The organism is Marinimicrobium hydrolyticum (genome assembly GCF_030848505.1).
Classification (GTDB): domain Bacteria; phylum Pseudomonadota; class Gammaproteobacteria; order Pseudomonadales; family Cellvibrionaceae; genus JAVDDU01.
Window position 1 is genome coordinate 102,328 of sequence record NZ_JAVDDU010000002.1, and the last position, 23,670, is coordinate 125,997.

The 23,670-nt window shown below is 55.5% G+C and carries 16 protein-coding genes and 1 tRNA gene; 11 read left to right on the plus strand and 6 right to left on the minus strand.

Annotated elements, in window-relative coordinates; all coding sequences use genetic code 11:
• Window position 1: 1 nt before the first annotated feature.
• The 3 genes from RBH33_RS03820 to RBH33_RS03830 all read right to left on the minus strand — a co-directional run bounded on the left by RBH33_RS03820 (window position 2) and on the right by RBH33_RS03830 (window position 3,395).
• On the minus strand, window positions 2-697 hold the full coding sequence (locus tag RBH33_RS03820) for an L-ribulose-5-phosphate 4-epimerase (RefSeq protein WP_306730809.1): 696 nt from the start codon (window positions 695-697) through the stop codon (window positions 2-4).
• Window positions 694-2,361: a ribulokinase gene (locus tag RBH33_RS03825; RefSeq protein WP_306730810.1), complete on the minus strand. Its 1,668-nt coding sequence runs from the start codon at window positions 2,359-2,361 to the stop codon at window positions 694-696. The genes RBH33_RS03820 and RBH33_RS03825 overlap by 4 nt, the downstream gene beginning before the upstream one ends.
• 263 nt (window positions 2,362-2,624) lie before the next feature.
• Window positions 2,625-3,395, minus strand: a complete 771-nt coding sequence (locus RBH33_RS03830; RefSeq protein WP_306730811.1) for an SDR family NAD(P)-dependent oxidoreductase — start codon at window positions 3,393-3,395, stop codon at window positions 2,625-2,627.
• A gap of 389 nt (window positions 3,396-3,784) precedes the next feature.
• Here RBH33_RS03830 and RBH33_RS03835 point away from each other — a divergent pair, with 389 nt between their 5' ends.
• Complete coding sequence (locus tag RBH33_RS03835; RefSeq protein WP_306730812.1) at window positions 3,785-4,879, plus strand: transporter substrate-binding domain-containing protein; 1,095 nt, start codon at window positions 3,785-3,787, stop codon at window positions 4,877-4,879.
• A 530-nt stretch (window positions 4,880-5,409) separates the two neighbouring features.
• Here the strand turns inward: RBH33_RS03835 and rlmB are convergent.
• Together rlmB and rnr are read right to left on the minus strand one after the other, a co-directional pair.
• The gene (gene rlmB / locus RBH33_RS03840; protein ID WP_306730813.1) at window positions 5,410-6,159 is read right to left on the minus strand and encodes a 23S rRNA (guanosine(2251)-2'-O)-methyltransferase RlmB; all 750 of its coding nucleotides are present in this window, start codon (window positions 6,157-6,159) and stop codon (window positions 5,410-5,412) included.
• 76 nt (window positions 6,160-6,235) lie between these two features.
• Entirely contained in the window at window positions 6,236-8,839 is a 2,604-nt protein-coding gene (gene rnr / locus RBH33_RS03845) for a ribonuclease R (RefSeq protein ID WP_306730814.1), read from the minus strand.
• Window positions 8,840-9,071: 232 nt separating this feature from the next.
• Between rnr and RBH33_RS03850 the strand changes: the two genes are divergently transcribed.
• From RBH33_RS03850 to RBH33_RS03885, 8 genes are all read left to right on the plus strand, one after another.
• Window positions 9,072-9,158: transfer RNA gene (locus RBH33_RS03850), tRNA-Leu, on the plus strand.
• A gap of 598 nt (window positions 9,159-9,756) precedes the next feature.
• Window positions 9,757-10,962: a Na/Pi symporter gene (locus RBH33_RS03855; protein WP_306730815.1), complete on the plus strand. Its 1,206-nt coding sequence runs from the start codon at window positions 9,757-9,759 to the stop codon at window positions 10,960-10,962.
• Window positions 10,963-10,983: 21 nt separating this feature from the next.
• Window positions 10,984-11,658: a phosphate signaling complex PhoU family protein gene (locus RBH33_RS03860; protein WP_306730816.1), complete on the plus strand. Its 675-nt coding sequence runs from the start codon at window positions 10,984-10,986 to the stop codon at window positions 11,656-11,658.
• A 77-nt stretch (window positions 11,659-11,735) separates the two neighbouring features.
• On the plus strand, window positions 11,736-12,590 hold the full coding sequence (locus RBH33_RS03865; protein ID WP_306730817.1) for a class I SAM-dependent methyltransferase: 855 nt from the start codon (window positions 11,736-11,738) through the stop codon (window positions 12,588-12,590).
• A gap of 309 nt (window positions 12,591-12,899) precedes the next feature.
• Window positions 12,900-13,640, plus strand: coding sequence for an NUDIX hydrolase (locus RBH33_RS03870; protein ID WP_373568224.1), 741 nt, complete (start codon window positions 12,900-12,902; stop codon window positions 13,638-13,640).
• A 407-nt stretch (window positions 13,641-14,047) separates the two neighbouring features.
• On the plus strand, window positions 14,048-16,951 hold the full coding sequence (locus RBH33_RS03875; protein ID WP_306730818.1) for a glycosyl hydrolase 115 family protein: 2,904 nt from the start codon (window positions 14,048-14,050) through the stop codon (window positions 16,949-16,951).
• Window positions 16,952-16,983: 32 nt separating this feature from the next.
• Window positions 16,984-18,192, plus strand: coding sequence for a D-mannonate dehydratase ManD (gene manD / locus RBH33_RS03880; protein ID WP_306730819.1), 1,209 nt, complete (start codon window positions 16,984-16,986; stop codon window positions 18,190-18,192).
• A gap of 113 nt (window positions 18,193-18,305) precedes the next feature.
• Window positions 18,306-19,247, plus strand: coding sequence for a glycoside hydrolase family 43 protein (locus RBH33_RS03885; protein WP_306731269.1), 942 nt, complete (start codon window positions 18,306-18,308; stop codon window positions 19,245-19,247).
• Window positions 19,248-20,041: 794 nt separating this feature from the next.
• Here RBH33_RS03885 and lpdA read toward each other — a convergent pair.
• The gene (gene lpdA, locus RBH33_RS03890; RefSeq protein WP_306730820.1) at window positions 20,042-21,469 is read right to left on the minus strand and encodes a dihydrolipoyl dehydrogenase; all 1,428 of its coding nucleotides are present in this window, start codon (window positions 21,467-21,469) and stop codon (window positions 20,042-20,044) included.
• Window positions 21,470-21,699: 230 nt separating this feature from the next.
• Here lpdA and RBH33_RS03895 point away from each other — a divergent pair, with 230 nt between their 5' ends.
• Entirely contained in the window at window positions 21,700-22,236 is a 537-nt protein-coding gene (locus RBH33_RS03895; protein WP_306730821.1) for a TetR/AcrR family transcriptional regulator, read from the plus strand.
• Window positions 22,237-22,251: 15 nt separating this feature from the next.
• The gene (locus RBH33_RS03900; RefSeq protein WP_306730822.1) at window positions 22,252-23,604 is read left to right on the plus strand and encodes a sodium-dependent transporter; all 1,353 of its coding nucleotides are present in this window, start codon (window positions 22,252-22,254) and stop codon (window positions 23,602-23,604) included.
• The last annotated feature ends 66 nt before the right edge of the window (window positions 23,605-23,670 follow it).

Here is a 23,670-nt window from a genome sequence, read left to right on the forward strand (position 1 = left end):
ATTAGTTGTTTTGTCCGTAGTAGGCGGTTTTGCCGTGTTTACGCAGGTAATGCTTATCGACAATGGCCTGTTTCAAGGGCTCTACGCCCTGGTTCAAGGTTCGGCTCAGGTAGGCCATTTTGGCGATCTCTTCCAAAATCACAGCGTGGTAAACAGACTTGGCGGCGTCTTTGCCCCAGGTAAAAGGCGCGTGCCCGGCAACAATAACCATAGGCACTTCATCCGGGCTGCGGTCTTTGTAGCAGTCGGTGATCTGTACGCCAGTCTCCTCTTCGTAGTCGCGCTGAATTTGGGAATCGCTCATGACCGCCGTGCAGGGAATGCCGCCATAAGCAAAATCGGCGTGGGTCGTACCCAAGCAGGGGATACTCTGCTGAGCCTGAGCCCAAGCGGTGGCGTAGGTAGAATGGGTGTGGGTGATGCCCCCAATGGTTTCAAAGTGCCGGTACAGGTGGGTGTGGGTTCGGGTATCGGAGGAAGGTCGCAACGTGCCCGCCACGATCTCATTCTCCAGATCCACAACCACCATATCTTCCGGCTTCATATCCTCGTAGGACACGCCGCTGGGTTTAATGGCAATCACGCCAAGGTCGCGGTCAATTTGCGAAACATTGCCAAAGGTGTACACCACAAGGTTGCGGCGCTGAAGCTCCATGTTGGCTTCATAAACCTGTTCCTGTAATTCGCGGTAGCTCATGTGAGGGCTCCTTCAACAAAGGCACCCAAATTCTGGTACTGCTTATACAATTGGTTGTATTGAGCCGCCGCTTCAGGGTTGGGCTGATAAGTTTTGCACACGGGCGACGCCATGGCCCTCTGTGCCGCTTCCACGTTGGGGTAAATGCCCGCAACCGTTGCGGCGAAAATGGCGGCCCCGAGCGCGCAGCTCTGCTCGCTCTCCAAAACATCGATGGGGCAGTTCCAAACGTCGGCACACGTTTGCATCACGAAATCGGATTTTTTGGAAATGCCGCCAATGACCACCACTGAATCGATGGCAACGCCCTCTTCTTTAAAGCGCTCGATAATGGCCCGGGCACCAAAGGCGGTTGCTTCGACCAGAGCCCGAAAAATGTGCGGGGCTTGGCTACCCATGGTCAAGCCGCTGATGGCCATGGAAAGTGTTTGATCGGCATCCGGCGTGCGCCGACCATTGACCCAATCGAGTGCGGTGATGCCAGTTTCCCCAACAGGAATTCGACTGGCAGCCTCCCCCAGCGCAGCGAGGATTTTGTCTTCAAGCTCTTCCTGCAACGCCTTGTACGTCGATTCGTTTACCGTGTCGCTTTTCGGCAACAAGCTGTGTAGCGGCCAGGTGAGCAAATCACGGAACCAAGCATAGAGATCACCAAACGCAGACTGGCCCGCTTCGAGCCCGACCAGCCCCGGAATCACCGAGCCATCCACTTGGCCGCAGATACCACGGATACACTTTTCACCAATGTCTTCGTACTGAGCCACGGTAATGTCGCAGGTCGAAGTACCCATCACCTTGGTGAGCACACCGGGCTTCACATTTGCACCTACCGCGCCCATGTGCGCGTCAAAGGCCCCGAAACCTACGGGCGTTTCAACGGGTAGGCCCAGCTTATCGGCCCAATCGGAATTCAGAAGCCCGACGACTTCGGCCGAGGTGTAAGTTTCGGCCGGCAAACGGTCGCGGAGTCCGTCCAGCACCGGATCCAGACCGGCAAAGAATGTGTTTGGGGGGTAACCGCCCCAACTGGCATGCCACATGACTTTGTGGCCCGCTGCACAGCGGCCGGCCCGGAATTTGTCGGGGTGTGTGGTGCCGGTCAGTACAGCGGGCATCCAGTCACAGTGCTCCACCCAGCTGTAAGCCGCATCGCGCACTGCGGGATCTTCCCGAAGCACATGCAAGGCTTTGGCCCAGAACCACTCCGATGAGTAGATACCCCCTTCGTACTTCAGGTAATTTTCGGGTGCCGCCGCAGCGGCAGCGGTGATCTGCTGGGCTTCCTTAATGGCCGTGTGATCCTTCCAAAGTACAAACATGGCGTTGGGGTTATCGGCAAATTCCGGCGTGAGCGCCAGAGCTACACCGTCGCTATTGACAGGAACAGGCGTGGAGCCGGTGGTATCAACACTAATGCCCACAACCCGCTGCGCCGCGCCTTCCGGTGCGCCGGCCCAGAGGCCTTGGACGGCTTGCTCCAGGCCTTCCAGATAATCCAAAGGATGCTGGCGGAAGCGGCTCTTTGCAGGATCAGAGTACAACCCCTGATTCCAACGTTTGTATGGCACAACCTTGGTGGCCACCTCTTCACCATTGGCGGTATCCACCAATAGCGCTCGAACCGAGTCGGAGCCATAGTCCAGCCCCAGTGCGTAAAACGTCATATCACCACCCTTGTCGCACAACCTTTAAGGCAAATTGCCCGATCATTATATTGTATTATAATATGCAACCGGCGTAATGGCTGTCAATGCCCTTCGAGCAAAAAGGCTCCAGGGTTAACGATCAGGCGTCGGGGTGCAGTGATGGTGACTACGGAAAGGTCTGGCAGTGCTGGGGTTAGGTGCTGGAGTAAAAAATAGGTACAAAAGAGTTGTTGAGGTACGCCTGGTTCACGCCGCTCGGGAGCGGGGTTGGACCCGACGAGCTACACCCAGCCACCGTCGACAATGTAATGTTGCGCGGTACACATACGACTATCGTCTGAAGCCAGAAACAACGCCATAGCGCTGATGTCTTGCGGCATTACCGATGCCTTCAAACACTGACTGTCAAGAATCGTTTGACTGGCTTCCGGCGCGGCACATAAGCGACGCTGACGTTCGGTCATTACCCAGCCGGGCACCAGGGTATTCACACGAATGTTGTCCGGGCCCATGTCCCGGGCTAGGCCGCGGGTCAACCCCTCAATAGCGGCTTTTGAGCTGGTGTAACCCGGCATACCTCCCTGAGTCGCATACCAGCTCATGGAGCCCAGATTTATAATGGCCCCACCACCCGCTTTACACATATGGCCATACACAGCCTGGGACGCAAAAAAGTGATGGCGCAGATTAACCGCAATGCGATCATCCCAATAATCCACCGTCACCTCCCGAAAGTCGTGACGGGTGTCATCAGCGGCATTGTTGATCAACACCGTTACATTGCCCAGATCCCGCCTCACGCTCTCAATCGCGGTCTGAAGCGCTGGCACATTCACCAAGTCACAATGGTAAAAATGTGGTGTGGAGCAATGCTCTAACTGTTCCAATCTGGCAACCAGGGCCTCTGCCTCAGCGCGACGAATATCAATGAACGCCACCCGAGCCATTTGACAGCAGAACGCCTCGACCAGGTTTGCACCTATACCCGAGGCACCGCCCGTAATCAGCACCACCTTGTCTTGCAAACTTGGATACTGATTGGTCAACTTCATGAAACAGCCTCGTTTATTAGGAGTTATGGGCGGGCGGTGGGACGCTGTGTCCCATCAAAAATGAAAAGTTGAAAATACTGCAAATTTGAAGAGTACGCCACCCGCCTCCAGTGACTTTCGGATCACTGAGCGGTGCGCAAAGTAGACTTGATCTTCTTACTATAGGTGATGAGCAGTCCGCCCTCCCGCTTTATATATACTATAATATAACATTAATTGCAGGATGCCCATCAATCTCCCCAGAGTCGATCATGGATGAATGGCCCAACAGTTCGCCCAATGGACCTCCGCACTCAGTTTTATAGAATCCCGACTCCGATTGTTTTGCTAAGGTGCAGGCCGGGGGGATATTCTTGCCATACTATCCACGTCTCGCTAGGAAAGGACCCATGCTACGGACTACCTTTTTCACAACTTTGTTTGCCCTGCTGGTGTGCTTAACCCATACCACGTACGCCCAGGAACCAGCGGCCTCTCAGCAGCCGACACCCTTAGTCGTGGGCACAAGGGAGGCGCCCCCCTTTGTCATCAAAGACGCGGACGGAAATTTTTCCGGCATCAGCATTGAACTGTGGCAGCGGGTCGCGACGGAGCTGGAGCTCGACTATGAGTTTCGTGAAGCCAGCCTGGCGGAGCTGATCGATGGACTACAAGACGGCTCGCTTGATGTCTCCGTGGCGGCCCTGACCGTTACCGCCAGTCGTGAAGAAATAATTGATTTCACCCACCCCTTCCATACCACTGGACTGACCATTGCCATTCAGCGCCAGAGCGGGCTGGTGTGGAGCACGTTGAGGCAGCTTTTTTCATGGGAGTTTCTCGCGGCACTCAGTGCGCTGGCTGCGCTTTTGTTTGTGGTCGGCTTTATCTTTTGGGTGGCAGAACGACGCAAGAACGAAGCCATGTTTGGTGGCTCGCCCGCTGAAGGCATAGGCGCCAGTTTTTGGTGGGCGGCTGTCACCATGACGACGGTGGGCTATGGAGACAAAGCCCCCATCACATTCTTTGGGCGTGTGATCGCTTTGATATGGATGTTCGCCGCGATTATTCTCATTTCCGGTTTTACCGCAACCATCGCCACCACGTTGACCGTTAGCCGACTGGAAACGGACATTCGAGGCTTGGGGGATCTGGGTCGCGCTCGCGTGGCTACAGTAAGGGATTCATCCAGCGCGGAACTGCTTCGCTACCGGGGCATACCTTTCACGTCGATAGACGATTTAACCGAAGCAATGGGTGCGCTAGCTGATGACGAACTCGATGCTGTAGTGTACGACCGACCGATTTTGCAGTATCTGGCGTACCAGGAGTACTCGGACAGTGTACGGGTGCTTTCCACCACGTTCGAACGCCAGGATTATGCCATTGCGTTACCGGAAGGCAGCCCTCTGCGCCGGCCACTCAACTTGGTGATACTGGAAACCATTGCAGATCCGCAGTGGCAAAACGTACTGACGTCTTATTTGGGGGAAGACGAGCATTGAGCCTGAGTAAGCTCGCCTGATTTAGGCATTCTATTCGAGAGCGGGGGTTGGGTTTGGCGATCTACCTCTGGGACACCCGCATAGGTTAGGCGGAAGTTCTCCAGCATAGAATTGTGATGACCTGAGAGGGTGGCGGCTGGGGAAGCTATTCCGGAAGCGCGGTAAACACTTCCCTGTGGCTCCCGCGCGTCATCCATGACGCGAGGGTTCCGGAATAGCTTCCCCAACCCCCACCTGGTGCTTATAGCGTTGTTCTGCGGTACTCGACGCTGGGCTTTACGGAACCTCCTGGCTCCGAATGCCCAATTCCCTTATTTCCCGAAACTTGCAGTATGGCACAGCGGAGAGTGGGGCAGGCATTCCCGGACCGTATGCGGCAGGGATGCCGCATCCGAGCTTACAAGGATGTATTTACAGCGTGTCCGGGTGTGCCTGCTTCACTCGCAGCACTTTAACAGAGCTGCAATTAAAAAATGGATCCCCGCATTCGCGGGAATGACGAATGAAGGATGCGCCGAATCAGCGCAAGCTTATGTATTAGCTGCTCGTTGACGAACCGCTTCAAACAAACACACACCCGTAGCAACAGAAACGTTCAGGCTGCTCACAGAACCGGCCATGGGAATCTTAACTAGATAGTCGCACGTCTCCCGAGTCAAGCGGCGCAACCCCTGACCTTCAGCGCCCATCACCAACGCAATGGAGCCGGTTAAGTCAGCTTGATACACCGTTTGCTCCGCTTCGCCGGCTGCACCTACCAGCCACACCCCGGCGTCCTGAAGTTTTTTGAGAGTGCGCGCCAAATTAGTTACGGGTACGAAAGGCAAAACCTCGGCAGCGCCGCAAGCAACCTTGCGGGCCACAGAGGTTAAACTCGCGGATTTATCCTTGGGTGCAATCACGGCGTTAACGCCGGCCGCTTCAGCACTGCGTAGGCAAGCGCCCAGATTGTGTGGGTCCGTCACGCCATCCAACACGAGCAGTAAAGCCGGCCGGTCCAACTCTTCAAGCATGCTGAACAAAAACGCTTCATCATGGCTTTCGCCAGCCTGACATTGCGCGACGACACCCTGATGGTTTTCATTGTCCACCATCGTGTCCAACTGAGCACGCGGCTTATGTTGCAGTTGAATATCGTTCGCCTGGGCCAGCGAAAGAATTTTTTGCAGACGCGGGTCATTCCGCCCCTGCAGTATATAAAGGTGGCGCACACGTTGCGGGGCGCTTTGTAGCAGCGCCTGCACCGCGTGCAAACCGTATACGGTTTGCGAATCACTCACAGCTTATTCCTCAGAGTCACCGCCGGGCGTAGGCGGTGGACCGTTTCGGGCCAAACCCAGGTTTTCAAACCAGTGGTTATCCCTTCTTCTTAAATTTAGCCAGCGCTTTTTTGAAGCCAGACGCTGCCGCCGCCAGGAAAGACTCGCTCTTAGCTGGCGCAGCCTCTTTAGTCGGTCGAACTGCTGCAGTTTGCGCCGGCTGCTGAGCCTTCTTCTTGCTCTGATTACCATGAGTCCGTGACCCTCTACCTGTTTTACTTGCATCCGTCGATCGAGCACTTCCAGTGCCTCGACGACCGGAGCGACCCGGCTTGTCGCTACGGCGGTCGTCGGTTTTGCCCCGCGACCGTTTCTTGTCCTGAGCAGCCGGGCTTGAAGCCTTGCGCTCACCCTCAGCCTTGGGCGAGCGTGCGTTGGTCTTGCCTTTGCCGCGTCGGGTGGAAGTGACTTCTTCCATCTCGAAATCGATTTTTCGGCTATCCAAATCAACGCTAACCACGCGTACTTTAAGCTCGTCGCCCAAGCCAAAGACTTTGCGGGTGCGCTCGCCCACTAGCCGGTGTTTAGCCGGCTCAAAGCGATAGTAGTCTTTTGGCAGCGCGGTGATATGCACCAGACCATCCACGTACAGGTCTTTCAGCTCGACGAACAAACCAAAGCCGGTAACGCCACTGACCACGCCTTCAAATACCGAGCCTACATGATCCTGTAGATACTCACACTTGAGCCAACTGGTCACATCGCGCGTCGCTTCGTCGGCGCGCCGTTCGGTCAAGGAGCAATGCTCGCCCAGGGCCAGCATATCCGCCGTACCGTAAGGGTAGAGTTTTTGCTTCGGTAATGGCTTGGCGCCATCGACTTTCACGACATGAGACGATGCCTGATCGCCGCGAATGACCGAGCGCAATGCCCGGTGTACCAACAGATCGGGGTAGCGACGAATAGGTGAAGTAAAGTGAGCATAGGCGTCATAGCCCAAACCAAAGTGCCCTTCGTTTTCCACCTGGTATACGGCTTGGCGCAAGCTACGCAGCATTACGGTTTGGATAAGGTGGCTATCGGAGCGCCCTTGGATAGCTTGCATCAACGCCTGAAAATCCGCTGACGTGGGCGCGTCGCCACCGCCGAGTCCGAGACCCAACTCGCCCAGAAACTCGCGTAAGTTTGCTAGTTTTTCTTCCGCTGGACCTCGGTGTACCCGGTACAAGCTCTCAATGCGATGCTTTTCCAAAAAGCGTGCCGCGCAGACGTTGGCGGATAGCATGCACTCTTCAACGATTTTGTGAGCGTCGTTGCGGTGTACCGGCACAATGCGCTGAATTTTGCGTTCTTCATTAAACTCGATGCGCGTTTCGGTAGTTTCAAAGTCAATCGCGCCACGCTCTTCACGCGCTTTGCGCAACACTTTGTAGAGCCCATGCAATTGGTGCAGCTGTGGCACTACGTGTTTAAACTCTTGGCGCAGCGGGTGGGAGTTGTCGCCATCGTTCTGCAAAATTTCCCACACCTTGGTGTAAGTCAGTCGCGCCTGGGAGTGAATCACCGCCTCGAAAAACTTGTAGCTGGTGACTTTGCCTGCCGGGCTCAGGGTCATCTCACACACCAGACACAAGCGGTCGACATTTGGATTCAGCGAGCAAAGACCGTTGGAAAGCGCTTCCGGCAGCATAGGTACGACAAAGTCGGGGAAGTAAACAGAAGTACCGCGTCGCTTCGCCTCCTCGTCCAGCGCACTACCTACGGGCACGTAGTGAGACACTTCCGCAATGGCCACGGACAAGCGCCAGCCCCCGCCTTTGCGACGCTCACACAACAAAGCATCATCAAAGTCTCGGGCGTCTTCACCATCGATGGTGAGAAAAGGCATGTCCCGCAGATCGACACGACCTTCCATATCCGCTTCGCGGACTTCTTCGGAAAGTTGACTTGCCTCGGCCGTTACAGCGCTGGGCCAAGTATGAGGAATACTGTGAGCTTCAATGGCCAGGTCGATTTCCATACCCGGCGCCATGTGATCGCCTAAAACTTGTACGATACGACCGGTGGGAATACGATTTTTGTCCGGCTGCTGAGCGATTTCCGCCACGACGATTTGGCCGGCTTTGGCCTCACCTTCCGAACCTGGCGGAATCATAATGTCGTGGGTAATGCGGGCGTTTTCCGGGCGGACAAACTGTATACCCTCTTCTGTAACGAAGCGCCCTGCCAATTGTTTGGTGTTGTGGGACAGCACCTCAACAATGGCCCCTTCATCCTTGCCGCGGTGGTTTTCGCCGGTTTGGCGTACCAGCACTTCATCGCCATCAAATACACGGCGCATCTGCCGGTTGTGCAAATAGATGTCGGCGCCGCCATCGGCGCGGATTACGAATCCGTAACCATCACGGTGGCCTTGAACACGGCCACGAATAACATCGATTTTGTCCAACCGTGCGAAAGCACCACGGCGGTTGCTGATCAGTTGCCCGTCTCGGGCCATGGCGATGAGCCGGCGGCGCAAGGCTTCAATGCTTTCATCGTCGTTCAGTTTGAGTTGCTCGCACAACTCAGGGTGGGTAACTGGCCCATCAGCGTCGCCCAGCAGGTCCAGAAGGAATTCCCGGCTGGGGATAGGGTTGTCGTACTTTTCCGCTTCGCGCTGGGCAAAGGGATCGTTTTTTACATGCTTGCTTTTACTCAAAATTGGACACCTGTCACTGGGAAATAGGTCGCTGCCTGTCCTTCAAACAGCGTAAGTTCTCTTGGTTTCGTCGTTGATCAGCCCGGATTATAGGGCAATTGGCTTGACAAGCCCATGCGAGGCAGGCAAAGGCGGCAAAAAAACCCCAAAAAGGCACATTTGTGCCGTTGACAAGGTTAGCCGCGGAATTTATAGTGCGCGGCCTTGGCATTTACTGTCGAGTTTCTCCCCTGCCCAGGTGGTGAAATTGGTAGACACGCTAGCTTCAGGTGCTAGTGGCCGCAAGGCCGTGGAGGTTCAAGTCCTCTCCTGGGCACCATATTTAGGAAGCCGAGCAAACGCTCGGCTTTTTTTATGTCTGCCCACTCGAGGACCGAGGTCCTCTACCGCTTCGCGCATCCATGCGCTCTCGCGGATCCTGGCGCGTCCGTGCGCTGGTAGCTCTCCGCGCATCCATGCGCTCCCGAGCATCCTGGCGCTTCCATGCGCCTGGTCCTGGGCCCATATTTAGGAAGCCGAGCAAACGCTCGGCTTTTTTTATGTCTGCCCACTCAAGAACCGACACTGTTTCTAGGCTTGCGACGACCGAATTGACTCATGTCCGAGGTTTCCGGAATGGTACTGCGGAGAGCGGGGTAGTTGCTCCCGGGCTGTCGCCGATAGGAAGTCGACGTCAAGCCCCTTGGAAGGGTCCACGGGGTGTCCGGAAGTAACCGCCTCGCTCACAGCGCTAAAACAAAGCTCCATGGGTGGAATCCAGCTGAACGCTTCGTCAGCTACGAGGCATTTTAGGCGACTTGAGCGGCTGTTGTTATTGGTGATTGCAAAACCCCAAGACTACCGTTAACCTTGCCCGCGTTTAGCGGTGCAGTGAGGCTGCTTAACACACTATTTGCTCGGCTGAAAAAGTATTTCCTATGCCACAATTAGAATCCAGGCCCACGCCCCCTAAAGCGCTCATGCGCAATCCCGCCCCCCGGGAAACTCCCGGTTGGATGCGTGGCATATATGCCGGGCTATGTCTGTACCTGTTTCTCTCTGCACTGAATATCATGGGCGCTGGCCTGGGTAGTTTTGGCCGCGAAAGCGACGCCCTGATCCGCCTCTTCGCCTACGGCGAAAACCCCTTTATAGCCCTGCTCGGCGCGGTCCTGGTGACCATGATCGTGCAAAGCTCATCTTTTACCTCGGCGCTGATCGTCACTTTGGTGGCAACCGGGGAGATGACGCTGGGTACGGCGGTGTTCGCCATAATGGGAGCCAATATTGGCACCGCGGTCACCGGTGTTATTGTGGCCCTGGCGAACTTGCGGATTAAGCGCAACTTCCGGCGCTCCTTTACCGCAGCGCTGATGCACGACCTGTTCAACATATTTACAGTGGCGATTCTGTTCCCGCTCGAATGGCTGACCGGCGCCATGCACGAAAGCGGGCGGGGCATATTTACGCGTCTGGCGGGCTGGTTGGCGGATGCCGTCGGATTAGAGGAAGTCGCACGGCCCGATAGCCCCATAAAAGTGATTACCGCACCGATGGTAAGGGGAGCCGATTGGCTGGGCAGTGTTATGATGCCCACCACCCTATCCCAAAGCCTGTTTATGGCGGCACTTGGGCTGTTGTTGATGTTCGTCGCACTGGTCTTTATGGTCAAGAACTTGCGCGGCGCGCTGCTGCGCCACATGGACGGGCTGTTTAGAACCTACTTTTTCCGTACCGACTTGCGCTCTTACGCTGTCGGGGTGATTTCCACGGTACTGGTACAATCCAGCACCATTACATCCAGCCTGATGGTGCCACTGGCCGGCGCAGGCGTGGTGCGCATGCGCCGGGTATTTCCGTTTATGGTTGGGGCGAACTTGGGCACCACCGTTACCAGCGTTTTGGCGGCCTCTGCCAATCCGGTTGCGGCTGCCATGACCGTGGCATTGTTTCACGTATTGTTTAACCTAATAGGCAGCGTGATCTGGTATCCCTTGCGACGCCTACCGCTAAAGACCGCCAATTGGTATGGACGCCTGGCCGGCCGACAGCCCCGCTACGCGTTCGCGTTTTTAATTATGATATTTTTAGTCATTCCGCTGGTCGGAATCGGTATTACCGAATTCATTATCGGCGTCCGCTAAGGACGCTCCGGAGGGACCAAGATGTTTCGTCAGATTTACAGCGCACTGACCTCGGAAAGCACCATCGACAAGGCGTTTTCCGACCTGACCCAAATGCTTAAGCACGGCGCCTGGATGTTCGAGCGGGCCAACGAGGTTCTGCACAGTACCGCGTCGGCGGAAGAGATTCGTGAATCTATTTATGAGCGAGACCAGGCCATCAATGAGCTGGAGCGCTCTATCCGCCGTAAGATGTTGCGCTATCTGACCGTCAACCCCGGCCATGATGTCGCCATTTGCCTGGCGCTCATGAGCGTCGCCAAGGACGCCGAACGCATTGGCGATTACTGCAAAAACGTATTTGAAGTGGGGCACTTCTATACCGAAGGCTTCCACGTAGCCAAGTACCATGAGCCTCTGGACCGGATGTCCGAGCAAATGAACAAGATGTTCAACATGGTTATCAAGGCCACCCGCAAGTCTGACGAGAGCCAAGCTCAAAAAGCGATTGAAAACGCTATTGAGATTCGTCGTACGTGTGACGACATGATTGAGCAGCTGTTTCGGGACGAAGGCCAGATCGAGTTTCACGAAGCCGTGGCCTACTCTCTACTGGCGCGTCATTACAAACGCGTTGGCGGGCATTTGGCCAACATCGCCACGGCCGTACTCGGGCAACTGGAAGATTTGGACTTTTACGACGACGGAGAGGACTAGGGCGCCCCTGCGGTTGCCCTGCCCGGCAAGCCCTACCCTCCAACCCGCCGAGACATTGCACCAAAAGGACTGCCGCCGTGCCTGAACCCACCGCCCCCTCTCCCCTGGGAACTCCTCTTGCCTGGGATCTGGTAGCCCCGGGCTATGTGGAGTTTAATACCGAGTTTTTCGAGGTTTACTCCGCCGAAGCGCTGAAGTTGGCGGAAATTCGGCCTAAAGATCACCTTTTGGACGTCGCCGCCGGGCCCGGCTCCTTGAGCCTGCAAGCGGCGGAGCGGGCTGAGAAGATCTGTGCTTTGGACTTTTCCCCCGAAATGCTCACCCATTTGCGCGCCCGGGCTAAAGCGCTAAACCTAAGCAACATCGACGTACTCGAAGGCGATGGCCAGGCCCTTCCTTATCCTGATCAGCAGTTTGATGCGGCTTTCTCCATGTTCGGGTTGATGTTTTTCCCGGATCGGGCCAAAGGCTTTTCTGAACTATTCCGAACTCTCAAGCCAGGCGGTCGCGCGGTGGTATCTAGCTGGCAAGCCAACTTTGAGCAGCCTTTTTTCAGCGCTATCTTCGATACTTTAGCCCACGAGCTTCCAAACCTCCCGTTGGGTGGTGGTGAAGGGCCTCCCCTTTCCAATCCAGATGTATTCCAGCGGGAATTGTCTGCAGCGGGTTTCGAAGTCGTTCTGCACCCTTTTACTCACCGCGTGGCCGCGGACCAAGGCACGACACTTTGGCAGGGCATGCGCCGCTCCTTTGCGCCGCTGGTACTGCTGGAGAACAACCTGGGATCCGAGGCTTTTGCCCCTGTGGCACGCAGTATAGAAAATCGGATGAAAGACGAGTTTGCTGGGCCAGTGCTCATTGATATGCCAGCATGGCTGGCGGTTGGTCGGCGCCCCTTAACCCCAGTCGGTTCGCCCCACCAGGGTGGTTGATTCAGGCGCCCACCATCCGTATACTTCCCGAGATTGAAACCGGTTACACCCTCGTGCCGGCTTGCACCATACCTTCTGCACTGGACGGGACATAGCCACCATCCAGCGCCAACTAAGGTTCAAGCGTTCCTAGCAAGCCGCCCGAAAACTAGGCAGAAGCTCGACCTGAGTAGGAAGCGCCTATATAATCGCGCCAAGCTTTGTCATCGGTACCATTAGTTGGAAGATGACGCGCCGTATCGGCTTAAGGGCCGCCGGCCTATTCGTATTGCTCATTCTTATAACGCTAGCAGCCCGATGGATTCGCCCGTGCCAAGAACGAAAGCCAACAGCCAGTTATCGCCCGCGCCCGAGCTTCCGCCTCTGAACGAGCCGGCCGAGTACCTGTCCGGGCTTTCCATCGATAACCTTATCTTTGGCTTGGACCATGGGCAGCTGGATATTATGCTGGTCAAGCACGATATCGGCCCTGGCAAGGGCGGCTGGGCCTTACCCGGTGGCTTTATTGGCCGCCAAGAGAACCTGCGCGACGCCGCCGCCCGGTTGCTGCAAAACCTCACTGGGGTGCGCGATCTGTACCTGGAGCAACTCAAAGCCTTCGGCCGGATCGACCGGTTTCCCGAAGAGCGGGTGGTCACCATCGCCTATTACGCGCTGGTAAGCGCGGAAGATTACCCGCTAGTCGCCGGCACTAATGCCGAGGAAGCTAAGTGGTTCAACGTCAATGAGTTGCCCCCACTCATCTATGACCACTCAGACATAGTCCAATACGGTGTGCAGTTTTTGCGCCACCAAGTGTGCCACAAGCCCATCGGATTCAACCTCCTTCCGGAAAAGTTTACCTTGCTGCAGCTGCAAGAGCTTTATGAGTCGATCCTGGACACCAAACTGGACAAGCCCAACTTCCGTCGCAAGATGATGAAGATGAATCTGCTCGCACCGTGCAACGAAAAACAAACCGGCGTGCCGCACCGGGCCGCTAACCTTTATCGATTCGATTCAAAAGCCTACGAACGCCTGACGCAAAAAGGCTTTTCCTTCGAATTCTGACCGCCCGACTCCCTGACTCACACCCAAAATCCGGCCGTCATACCGGGTTCTGAATAGGCGCTACAGCACCCCGCCCCCTTGTAATCCGACGCCCGTTTGGGTAGCCTTATTGTTTTATTGACTAGAAGAATCGGACGCCCCCTGTTACGGGTTTCAACCCCCTTTCCCTGAAAATCTTCAGCGACCATCCCGGGCCTCTAGGAGAACACCATGCACCCAGGCAGCCTCATGCTTACTGCCCTCGCCGCCCTGCGGTCGAATGCCTGGTTGACAGGTCTTGGAAGATTTAACCTGGTTGAATATAACCAAACCTTCGTGGCCTGCGTCTGCGCGGGTCACTCTTTGGGCAAGCACGCTCGCAAGGAGCCCATACAATCACTTGTCGAGATGAAATAAGAGAGATGTCTATGAGATTGTGGACCCGCTACGGATTGGGCGCTTGCGCCCGGGTTTTGAACGGAAGGCGCATTTGCGCTTTGATTTTCATTTGGGCAAGTGCAATGACCGCCCAGGCACTGGATAAGCCCAGCTACGTGGAAACCAGCCCGCAAAGTGGCAGCTTTAGTCTGGTCGGCCGTGAGCACATGGCCAACATCTATGTGGACGCCGAGGACGATACCGCCGTGCAACATGCGGCACGTGCGCTACGCTCAGACATCCAGCGGGTCACCGGCAAACAACCCCAAATCGTGCGCAGCGCCGAAAGTCTGGGTGAGCACGGCATCATCATGGGCACACTCGGGCAAAGCCGGTTAATTGACCGCTTGGTCTCAGAAGGCATCTTCGACCCCGGCGCCATTGTCGGCGAGTGGGACGGTTTTCATATGGAGGTGGTGGACAAGCCACTGCCGGGCGTAGAACGCGCCCTGATTATCGCGGGCAGCAACCGGCGCGGTGCCGCCTACGGGGCCTACGATCTTATTGAACACATTGGCGTTTCCCCTTGGCACTGGTGGGCCGACGTGCCCGTTAAAACGAGCGAGTTTTTGTACGTCAATGGCGACACGCACATTCAAGAAGTACCCACAGTCAAGTATCGGGGCATCTTTCTTAATAACGAATGGCCCGCACTTACCACTTGGGTACACGAGAAAAAAGGCGGTTACCACCACGAGTTTTACGAGCACGTGTTTGATTTACTCGTGCGCCTAAAAGGCAACTTCCTCTGGCCAACCATGTGGAATAACGCCTTCGCCGATGATGACGAAATGAACATGATCCTCGCCCACGAATACGGCGTGGTGGTGAGCACCTCACACCACGAGCCCATGATGCGCTGGGATAAAGAGTGGGACTGGTACGGAGAAGGCCCCTGGGAGTATTCCACCAACGCCGAAAATTTGCGCGAGTTCTGGCGCGAAGGCCCGAAGCGTCATAAAGGCTATGACAGTATCTATACGCTTGGCATGCGCGGCCAGGAAGACACCCCCATGGCCGAGGGGCAAAACATTGAATTGCTGGAGCGTATCGTAAACGACCAGCGGGAGATTCTCGCCGACGTTTTCGACGATCGCCCCCTGGAAGAAGTACCTCAAGTGTGGGCTCTGTACAAAGAAGTGCAGTACTTCTACGAAGCTGGCATGCGCGTACCCGATGACGTAATCCTTCTCTGGGCCAACGACAACTTTGGCAACCACCGCCGCCTACCCACACCAGAAGAGCGCAGCCGCGCTGGTGGGGCTGGCGTTTACTACCACTTCGACTACGTGGGTGGCCCGCGCTCCTATCGCTGGATCAACACCATGCCACTGAAAAAAATGTGGGAGCAGATGCACCTGGCCCACAAACACGAAGCGCATAAAATCTGGCTGGTCAACGTGGGTGATCTTAAACCCATGGAGTACCCCATCGATTACTTCCTGCGCATGGCTTGGAACCCCGACTACTGGAACCTGGAAAACACTCAGGAGTTTGGCAAGCGCTGGGCGGCACGCAACTTCGGCCCCGAGTACGCACAAGAAATTTATGACCTAATTACGGACTACACGCGCCACAACGGTCGCCGCAAGCCCGAAGCGCAGGACAAAAATACCTACAGCTTGCACAACTATCGCGAAGCTGAGCGCATCTATGCGGAAATGCAGGATATGGTTGAGCGTGCCGAAAATCTTTTTGAGCGTATTCCCGAAGACTATCGGGACGCTTACGAACAGTTGGTACGTCACAAAGTTCGCGCTACCGCCAACATCACCAAGATGTACGTGGATCAAGCGCGCAACCACCTGTACGCAGAACAAGGGCGCCGCTACGCCAACGAGTATGGCGAAAAAGTACGCGCTGCATTCCAACTGGATGCCGAATTGGAAGAGCATTATCACCAACTGAACGACGGCAAGTGGGAGCATATGATGTCGGAAACCCGCATCGGCTATAACCACTGGAACCGTCCGGTGGCCAATGTGCGCCCGGTGATTTATGACTATGAACCCCACGCTGAACCGGATATGGGTGTAGCCGTGGAAGGCATGGAGCGCGCCTGGCCGGTACCGGGCCCGCTGGCGCTGCAACGCTTCACCCCCTTCGGTCAGAAGGAGCGGCGCATCACCGTATACAACCGCGGCACAGCACCTTTTGATTTTACCGCTGAAGCCAGTGACCCCTGGATTCAGGTGAACACCACCGAAGGCACGATCGAACGCGATGAAGTGCTGGAAGTCAGCATCGACTGGGATAAGGCACCCACAGGCAAAGCGGAGGGTTCGGTATTTATTCAGGGCACCGGCTGGGGTGGGGCACAAGTCATGGTGCACACGGACAAGCCCGAGCGCCGCTTAATGCGCCGCGCCAAAGGCTTTTTGGAAGCCGACGGTTACGTGAGCATTGAAGCGGGCAACTTCGACCGTCAGGTGCAAAAAGGCGGCTACCGGTTTGACGTGATCACCAATCACGGTCGCACTGAATCGTCCATCAGCGCTTATCCCATTGCCGATGAAAGCACCACCAATCTGGCTGAAGCGCCCTACGTTGAGTATGACGTATATTTCTTTAACACTGGCGAATTCACGATCCACAGCCATTTTGCGCCCAGTTTGAACTTTGTACCCGGCCGCGGCATTCGCTATGGTATTGGCTTTGAAGGCGAATCGCCTCAGACTGTGGACTTCCTGGAAGACCTGAGCGACCGCGCCTGGGAAATTTCCGTACTGGATAACATCCGCACCGCCACGAGTAAGCACACGATCAAAAAGCCAGGTCTGCATCGCCTGCGCTTTTACCGAGTAGATCCGGGCGCGACGCTGCAAAAAATTGTTATCGATACCGGCAATTTGAAACCGAGTTATTTGGGACCACCACAAAGTGAGCGCCGCTAGGCGGCGTCTTGCCATAAGTGAGCAAAGGACATATGAAAATTATCGACGCCAAGGTTATTGTGACCTGCCCGGGCCGAAATTTCGTAACGGTGAAAATCATCACCGAAGACGGACTCTACGGGATCGGTGATGCCACCCTTAATGGCCGGGAAAAGTCGGTGGTCTCCTATTTGGAAGATCACATTTTACCTGCCCTGATTGGACGAGATGCCCAGCGCATTGAAGACATCTGGCATTTCATTTATCGCGGCGCCTATTGGCGTCGCGGTCCAGTGGGAATGACCGCACTGGCCGGCGTGGACGTAGCGCTGTGGGACATCAAAGCCAAGGCGGCCAACATGCCCCTGTATCAACTACTGGGTGGTCGCAGCCGCGACAAAATCATGGCTTACACCCATGCCAACGGCAAAGACCTGGATTCCACCCTGGAAGCCGTAGCCAAAGCCAAAGAGCAGGGCTACAAAGCCATTCGCGTTCAATGTGGTATTCCCGGTATTGCCAAAACCTACGGCGTGGCCAAAGGTGATGCCAACTACGAGCCCGCCGATTCAGCCTTGCCGTCCGAGGAATCCTGGTCCACCCACAAGTATCTAAATTATATTCCCGAAGTGTTTGCGGAAGTACGCCGTGCCTTTGGTGACGATTTGCATCTATTGCACGATGTACACCACCGGCTCACCCCCATCGAGGCAGCTCGCTTAGGCAAAGAGTTGGAACCGTATCGACTGTTCTGGATGGAAGACTGCGTACCGGCGGAAAATCAAGAACTGTTTAAGCTGGTTCGTCAGCACACCACTACGCCCCTGGCCGTGGGCGAAGTGTTTAACAGCATTCACGATTGCCGAGAATTGATTCAAAACCAATTGATCGACTACATCCGCACCACCATAGTCCATGGCGGTGGTATTACCCATGTGCGGCGTTTAGCCGACTTTGCCAGCCTCTATTCTGTGCGTACGGGTTTCCACGGTGCAACTGACTTGTCACCCGTGTGCATGGGTGCCGCCTTGCATTTTGACTACTGGGTGCCAAACTTTGGCATTCAGGAACATATGGCCCACAGCGAGCAAATGGAATCGGTATTTACCCGCGCCTACGAATTCGATGATGGCTACTTTACGCCGGGCGAGGCCCCAGGGCACGGTGTAGACATCGATGAAAAATTGGCTGCCCAATACCCCTATAAACCGGCGAGCCTACCCGTCAACCGACTGGAAGACGGAACCCTTTGGCACTGGTAAGCGCCACAAAGAACACACTATTTCTATTGACCATCACAAAGCGAGATTGATACGTGACCGACAGTAACTCTAAACCCAAGCAGAGCTTCGCCGACCAGCCACTGGTAACCCACATGTACACGGCCGACCCTTCAGCGCACGTGTTTGAAGATCGCATTTATATTTATCCCTCCCACGATGTGGAAGGCGGTGTCGCGTTCAACGACAATGGCGATCATTTTTGCATGGAGGATTACCACGTATTTTCCATGGCGGAGCCTTTTGGCGAAGTGACCGATCACGGCCTCGCGCTATCGGTGAAGGACGTCCCCTGGGCGGCACGGCAAATGTGGGCGCCCGATTGTGCTCACAAAAATGGTAAATACTATTTTTATTTTCCCGCCAAAGACAAAAACGATGTGTTTTATATTGGCGTCGCTGTAGGCGACTCTCCCGCGGGCCCTTTCGAGCCTCAGCCGGAACCCATCAAAGGCAGCTTCAGTATTGACCCTGCCGTGTATGAAGACGATGACGGCAGCCACTACCTGTATTTTGGTGGTATCTGGGGTGGACAGCTTCAACGCTGGACCAAAGGCATCTATGAAAACGAAGATCGATATCCCGCCGACGACGAGCCGGCCTTGTGCGCTAAAGTCGGCAAGCTGCGCGAGGACATGCTGGAATTCGCAGAAGCGCCAGTTGACGTAGTCATTCTGGACGAGAATGGCGAACCATTAAAAACCGGAGACAACAAACGTCGCTATTTCGAAGGCCCCTGGGTACACAAGCACGAAGGTACCTACTACTTCTCCTATTCCACAGGTGACACTCACTGCATTGCTTACGCAACCGGCGACAACCCCTACGGACCTTTCACTTACCGAGGCACACTGTTAGAGCCGGTACTGGGTTGGACCAACCACCACTCGGTGGCAAAAGCGGACGGAAAATGGTACCTCTTCTATCACGACTGCGAATTGTCCGAAGGCGTTACCCATCTGCGCAGCATCAAGATGACTGAATTAGTGCACAACACCGACGGCACCATTCAAACCATCAGTGCATTTAAGGATTAAGCCGGAATAGCTTCGTAAGCAAGCCCAAGGGCCGCGCAGGGTGAGTATTCAGCAAACGTCGTAAACCCCTCCCTGGGGACTGCCTCACCGGAGCGCCGGCCGAAAGGTCCCTCTTTTGAGGCTTGCTGAACACTCACCCTGCACGGCCCTGGCAGCCCCAACTACCGAGTTCTTTTCCGTAAGCCGCCCTCATAACAGGAGTTTGGGGGCGTAAGAATGCCTTAGTTGGGGCTGCAAAGGTGATTTGCAGGAGGCATTTCGAAACTCTCAAAAGAGGGATCTTTTGGGAGAGCCCCCAGGGAAGGGTTTACGGCGTTTTCGAAATGCCTCCTGCGAAGCGCCTTGGATTACCTTACGAAGCACATCACCTGAAACTGCGTTTTTCGAGTCTCTGGCAGTCAGAGTACTATTTGAGACCGCGCAAATTGTGGCGCTGCACTTATTTTCCTCAAATTATTCCGGACAGCAGTGCGCGAAGACGGGAATCCAAGGTAAGAATGAGTTACTTTCGGCTAGGTAGACGATTCGCAGAAGGCTTTTCGAAACTCTCGCAAGAGGGATCTTGCGGCCGGCGCCCCGGTGGGAGAGCCCCCACGGACGACTCACAGGGACGTGAGGAGTGTCCCGAAGCGCCGGGAGCGCGTAGGGACGAGGTCCACGACGTTTGCTGAACACTCACCCTGCACGACCCGAGGGATCACTTACGAAGCTGCTAATCCAATTATTTATTCCGGACAGTAGTGAGTGCAAGTGGGGATCCATATTTGCAGGTAATCACTAGTCTCAGTCTCCGCCTATCGCACAGTCTGAGCCAGAGGATTTGGTAGATCAGTAATCGTGCCTGCCCCCAACTCCCCGGCCAGACCAACGGTTTCGTGCAACGTTGGGTGAGCATGAATCGTTAGCGCCAAGTCTTCGATGGAGGCTCCGAACTCCAGCGCCAGGCTCAACTCCCCCAACAATTCTCCCGCGTTTAGCCCAACAATACCGGCGCCCAGCAATTGATCGTTATCCTTTCGATAGATCAGCTTAGTTTTGCCCTCGCCGCGCCCAGCACCTAAAGCTCGGCCACTGGCACTCCAGGGAAACACCGCCGTGCGGTACTCAACGCCATCCGCCCGCGCCTCTTTCTCTGTCAATCCTACCCAGGCGATCTCGGGATCGGTATATGCAATGGAGGGAATGCCCCGGGGCGCGAACACGGCTTTGTGGCCCGCGGCCACCTCTGCGGCCACATGACCTTCGTGACTGGCTTTGTGAGCCAGCATGGGCTGGCCGACGACGTCGCCCACCGCCAATATATGTTCAACGTTGGTCTGCATTTTTTCGTTAACCGGGACAAAGCCCTGCTCGTTTACATGCACGCCCGCTTTTTCTGCGCCGATGCTTTTACCATTGGGCCGTCGCCCCACGGCTACCAATACGGCATCAAAGTCGCGTGTGCCTTTAGGGGCATTCTCGCCCTCAAACGCCACGGTAAGTGCGTGCTCGTGGGCCTGGACCTCGGTCACCTTGGTAGACAAGAGCACTTCAAAGCGCTCGCGGTTGTACTTGCTGTACACCGCCATCAGGTCTTTGTCAGCGGCGGGAATCAGCTGATCGGCGAACTCCACCACGGTAATCTCGCTACCCAGCGCTTTGTATACCGTGGCCATTTCCAAAACGATGATGCCGCCCCCGATCACCAGTAAACGTTTGGGCACTTCGGGCAATTCCAACGCGCGGGTAGAGTCCCAAACTCTTGGGTCGTCATGGGGAATAAATGGCAACTCCACGCTACGTGAACCAGCCGCGATTATCGCCTGTTCAAATTGAACCAGTGTTTCATTACCGTCATGCATCACCCGCACTTGGTGCTGATCCACAAATTCGCCCCGACCCTGCACTACTTGGACGTTGCGGGCCTTGGCCATACCACTCACGCCGTTGGTCAATTTGCCCACTACCTGTTCTTTAAAGGCACGGACTTTATCCAGCTCAATTTTCGGCGATGCGAATGCCAAACCGACGTGACCTGCACCAGCGGCGTCGTTTATTACCTGAGCCACGTGCAACAGAGCTTTGGAGGGGATACAACCCACGTTGAGGCAAACACCCCCTAAGGTAGGGTAGCGCTCCACCAGGGTGACCTCCTTACCCAAATCCGCCGCCCGATAAGCCGCCGAATAACCACCAACCCCGCCCCCCAACACCAGCACTTGTGTTTTGATCGTTTGCCCCATGGCTTTCTCCTTTAATCTCATTGTCGCCGAGCTTTCACTTGTGGGCTTTTTATACGCCAGCCTATTTCACACCATCTTCTTCCAGCCCTGACGTCGCTCGTGCCTTTTGCAGCTTCGGCCTCATACCTATCTAGTGATAGGTAGGCTATTAGAGTAATGACGCACCCTTTGAAAGTCAATAAACTACCTACCACTAGATAGCTGATCTGCCACCGGAATAGGACATCATCATGGCCACCCATACCGCCGATAAAATTCTCGCCTTAGCCGAGAAAGCCATGTGCACCAAAGGCTACGCGTCGTTCAGTTTCCGTGAGCTGGCAATGCAGCTGGGTATAAAGAGTGCAAGTGTTCACTACCATTTCCCCACCAAGGCTGACTTGGGCTTAGCGGTGGCTAAGCACTACCATCATCGCTACAGTGAGGCGCTGGAAGACATTGAGCGACAGCACCGAACCGCTGGTGAGCGATTGCAGGCCTTGGTGCAGATGTACCGGCAGGAACTCGTCACTGGCGATCATATGCCTTTGTGCTGCATGCTGACCGCCGAACGGCAACTGCTGCCCGAAGAGTTGCGTCAGGAGTTGCGGGCATTCTACGAGCTAAACATTCACTGGTTGATCAACGCCACCGGGCAATCAAAATGCCAAGCTGCACAAGTGTTTGCGCTTCTGCAAGGCGCCTTTATGGGTGGCAAGGCGCTGGGAGAGAGCCAGTTTTTTGATCAGGTGGTGACCGCGATCGAATCAGTGACCCAAAAACAATAATGAATGAGTGCTTCTATGATGGATAAACGCGGACAGTTTTCTTCCAAAATCGGCTTTCTACTCGCCGCCGTGGGTTCGGCCGTGGGGCTCGGCAATATCTGGGGTTTTCCCACGCAAGCGGCCAGCAACGGTGGCGGGGCTTTTGTGCTGGCGTACTTGCTGCTGGCGTTTCTGCTCGCCTACCCGGCGCTGATGGCTGAATTGGTGATTGGGCGCTACGCGCGCGCCAATATCGTTACGGCGCTGGGAGATTTGGGAAAGCAGCCACACACTCGCCTTTTGGGCAAAGCTGTCGGTTATTACGGTGTCTTGATCGCCAGCCTTATTCTCAGCTTCTACGCCATCGTCGCGGGCTGGATGCTCGCGGAGTTCGGGCAACCGTTAACGCAATTGATAGGTTGGCACAGTGCAGCCCAATGGCTCGCCCAGGAGAGCATCCTTCGAAACTTGATCGTCGCATTGGTATTTATGGCTTTGACCATTTGGATTGTGGCCCGAGGCGTGGAAGCGGGCATTGAAGCCTGGTCCACCCGACTCATGCCGGTGCTGTTTGTCATCCTGTTGGGATTGATCGTGTATGTGCTGTTCCAGCCCGGCGCCACTCAAGGGCTACGCACCTATCTGGTACCGGATTTTCGCCAGCTCACCGATCCCGCTCTGTTGCTGAGTGCCATGGGTCAGGCTTTCTTTTCCCTATCGCTAGGCGTCGGCACCATGCTGATTTACGGCTCCTACCTTAGAAAACAGGACAGCCTGCCCCGCCTGGGCGCCGCCGTAACCCTGATGGATACGGGCATCGCATTTACCGCAGGCTTGTTGATCATTCCCGCCATGTACGTGGCGCAACATCACGGCGTGCCTATCTATGGAGAAGGTGGCGAATTGCTAGCCGGACCGGGCCTGATATTCCAAGTACTGCCCAGCTTGTTCGACACCATGGGCACCGCTGGCGTGGGCTTAAGCATCGCGTTCTTTGCGCTGATGAGCATTGCCGCGCTCACCTCCTCCATCTCCATGCTGGAGGCGCCCGTGTCCGTCACCGTAGAGCGAACCCAGCTGCAACGCCCTGGCGCAGCGCTCGCCATAGGCGCGGCCATCTTTGTCGTGAGCGTACTGATCATCTTCAACATGGAAACGCTGTTCGGCTTTATCATTTCCCTGACCACAGAATACAGCCAACCGTTACTGGGCATCGCCTTGTGTATATTCGTAGGCTGGATCATGCATAGGAACCACGTACTGGAAGAGCTGAAAGCAGGTCATAAAGACATAGAACACAGTGTGTTCTGGAAAGTTTGGCCGTTTTACGTCCGGGTGATTTGTCCGGTATTGATTCTATTGGCATTTGTGCAGAGTTTGCGGGGGTAATTCGAGTAACCCCAAAAAAAAGGGCCGGCAAGAGCCGGCCCAAGTTCGCGTGACTATGTCCAAAGG

Bases quoted from the DNA above. Each gene is read 5' to 3' on its own strand.
- RBH33_RS03835 (WP_306730812.1), top strand. From the start codon at position 3,785: ATGCTACGGACTACCTTTTTCACAACTTTGTTTGCCCTGCTGGTGTGC.
- RBH33_RS03830 (WP_306730811.1), bottom strand. From the start codon at position 3,395: ATGAAGTTGACCAATCAGTATCCAAGTTTGCAAGACAAGGTGGTGCTG.
- manD (WP_306730819.1), top strand. From the start codon at position 16,984: ATGAAAATTATCGACGCCAAGGTTATTGTGACCTGCCCGGGCCGAAAT.
- lpdA (WP_306730820.1), bottom strand. From the start codon at position 21,469: ATGGGGCAAACGATCAAAACACAAGTGCTGGTGTTGGGGGGCGGGGTT.
- RBH33_RS03860 (WP_306730816.1), top strand. From the start codon at position 10,984: ATGTTTCGTCAGATTTACAGCGCACTGACCTCGGAAAGCACCATCGAC.
- RBH33_RS03895 (WP_306730821.1), top strand. From the start codon at position 21,700: ATGGCCACCCATACCGCCGATAAAATTCTCGCCTTAGCCGAGAAAGCC.
- RBH33_RS03825 (WP_306730810.1), bottom strand. From the start codon at position 2,361: ATGACGTTTTACGCACTGGGGCTGGACTATGGCTCCGACTCGGTTCGA.
- RBH33_RS03900 (WP_306730822.1), top strand. From the start codon at position 22,252: ATGATGGATAAACGCGGACAGTTTTCTTCCAAAATCGGCTTTCTACTC.
- RBH33_RS03820 (WP_306730809.1), bottom strand. From the start codon at position 697: ATGAGCTACCGCGAATTACAGGAACAGGTTTATGAAGCCAACATGGAG.
- RBH33_RS03855 (WP_306730815.1), top strand. From the start codon at position 9,757: ATGCCACAATTAGAATCCAGGCCCACGCCCCCTAAAGCGCTCATGCGC.
- RBH33_RS03885 (WP_306731269.1), top strand. From the start codon at position 18,306: ATGTACACGGCCGACCCTTCAGCGCACGTGTTTGAAGATCGCATTTAT.
- RBH33_RS03875 (WP_306730818.1), top strand. From the start codon at position 14,048: ATGAGATTGTGGACCCGCTACGGATTGGGCGCTTGCGCCCGGGTTTTG.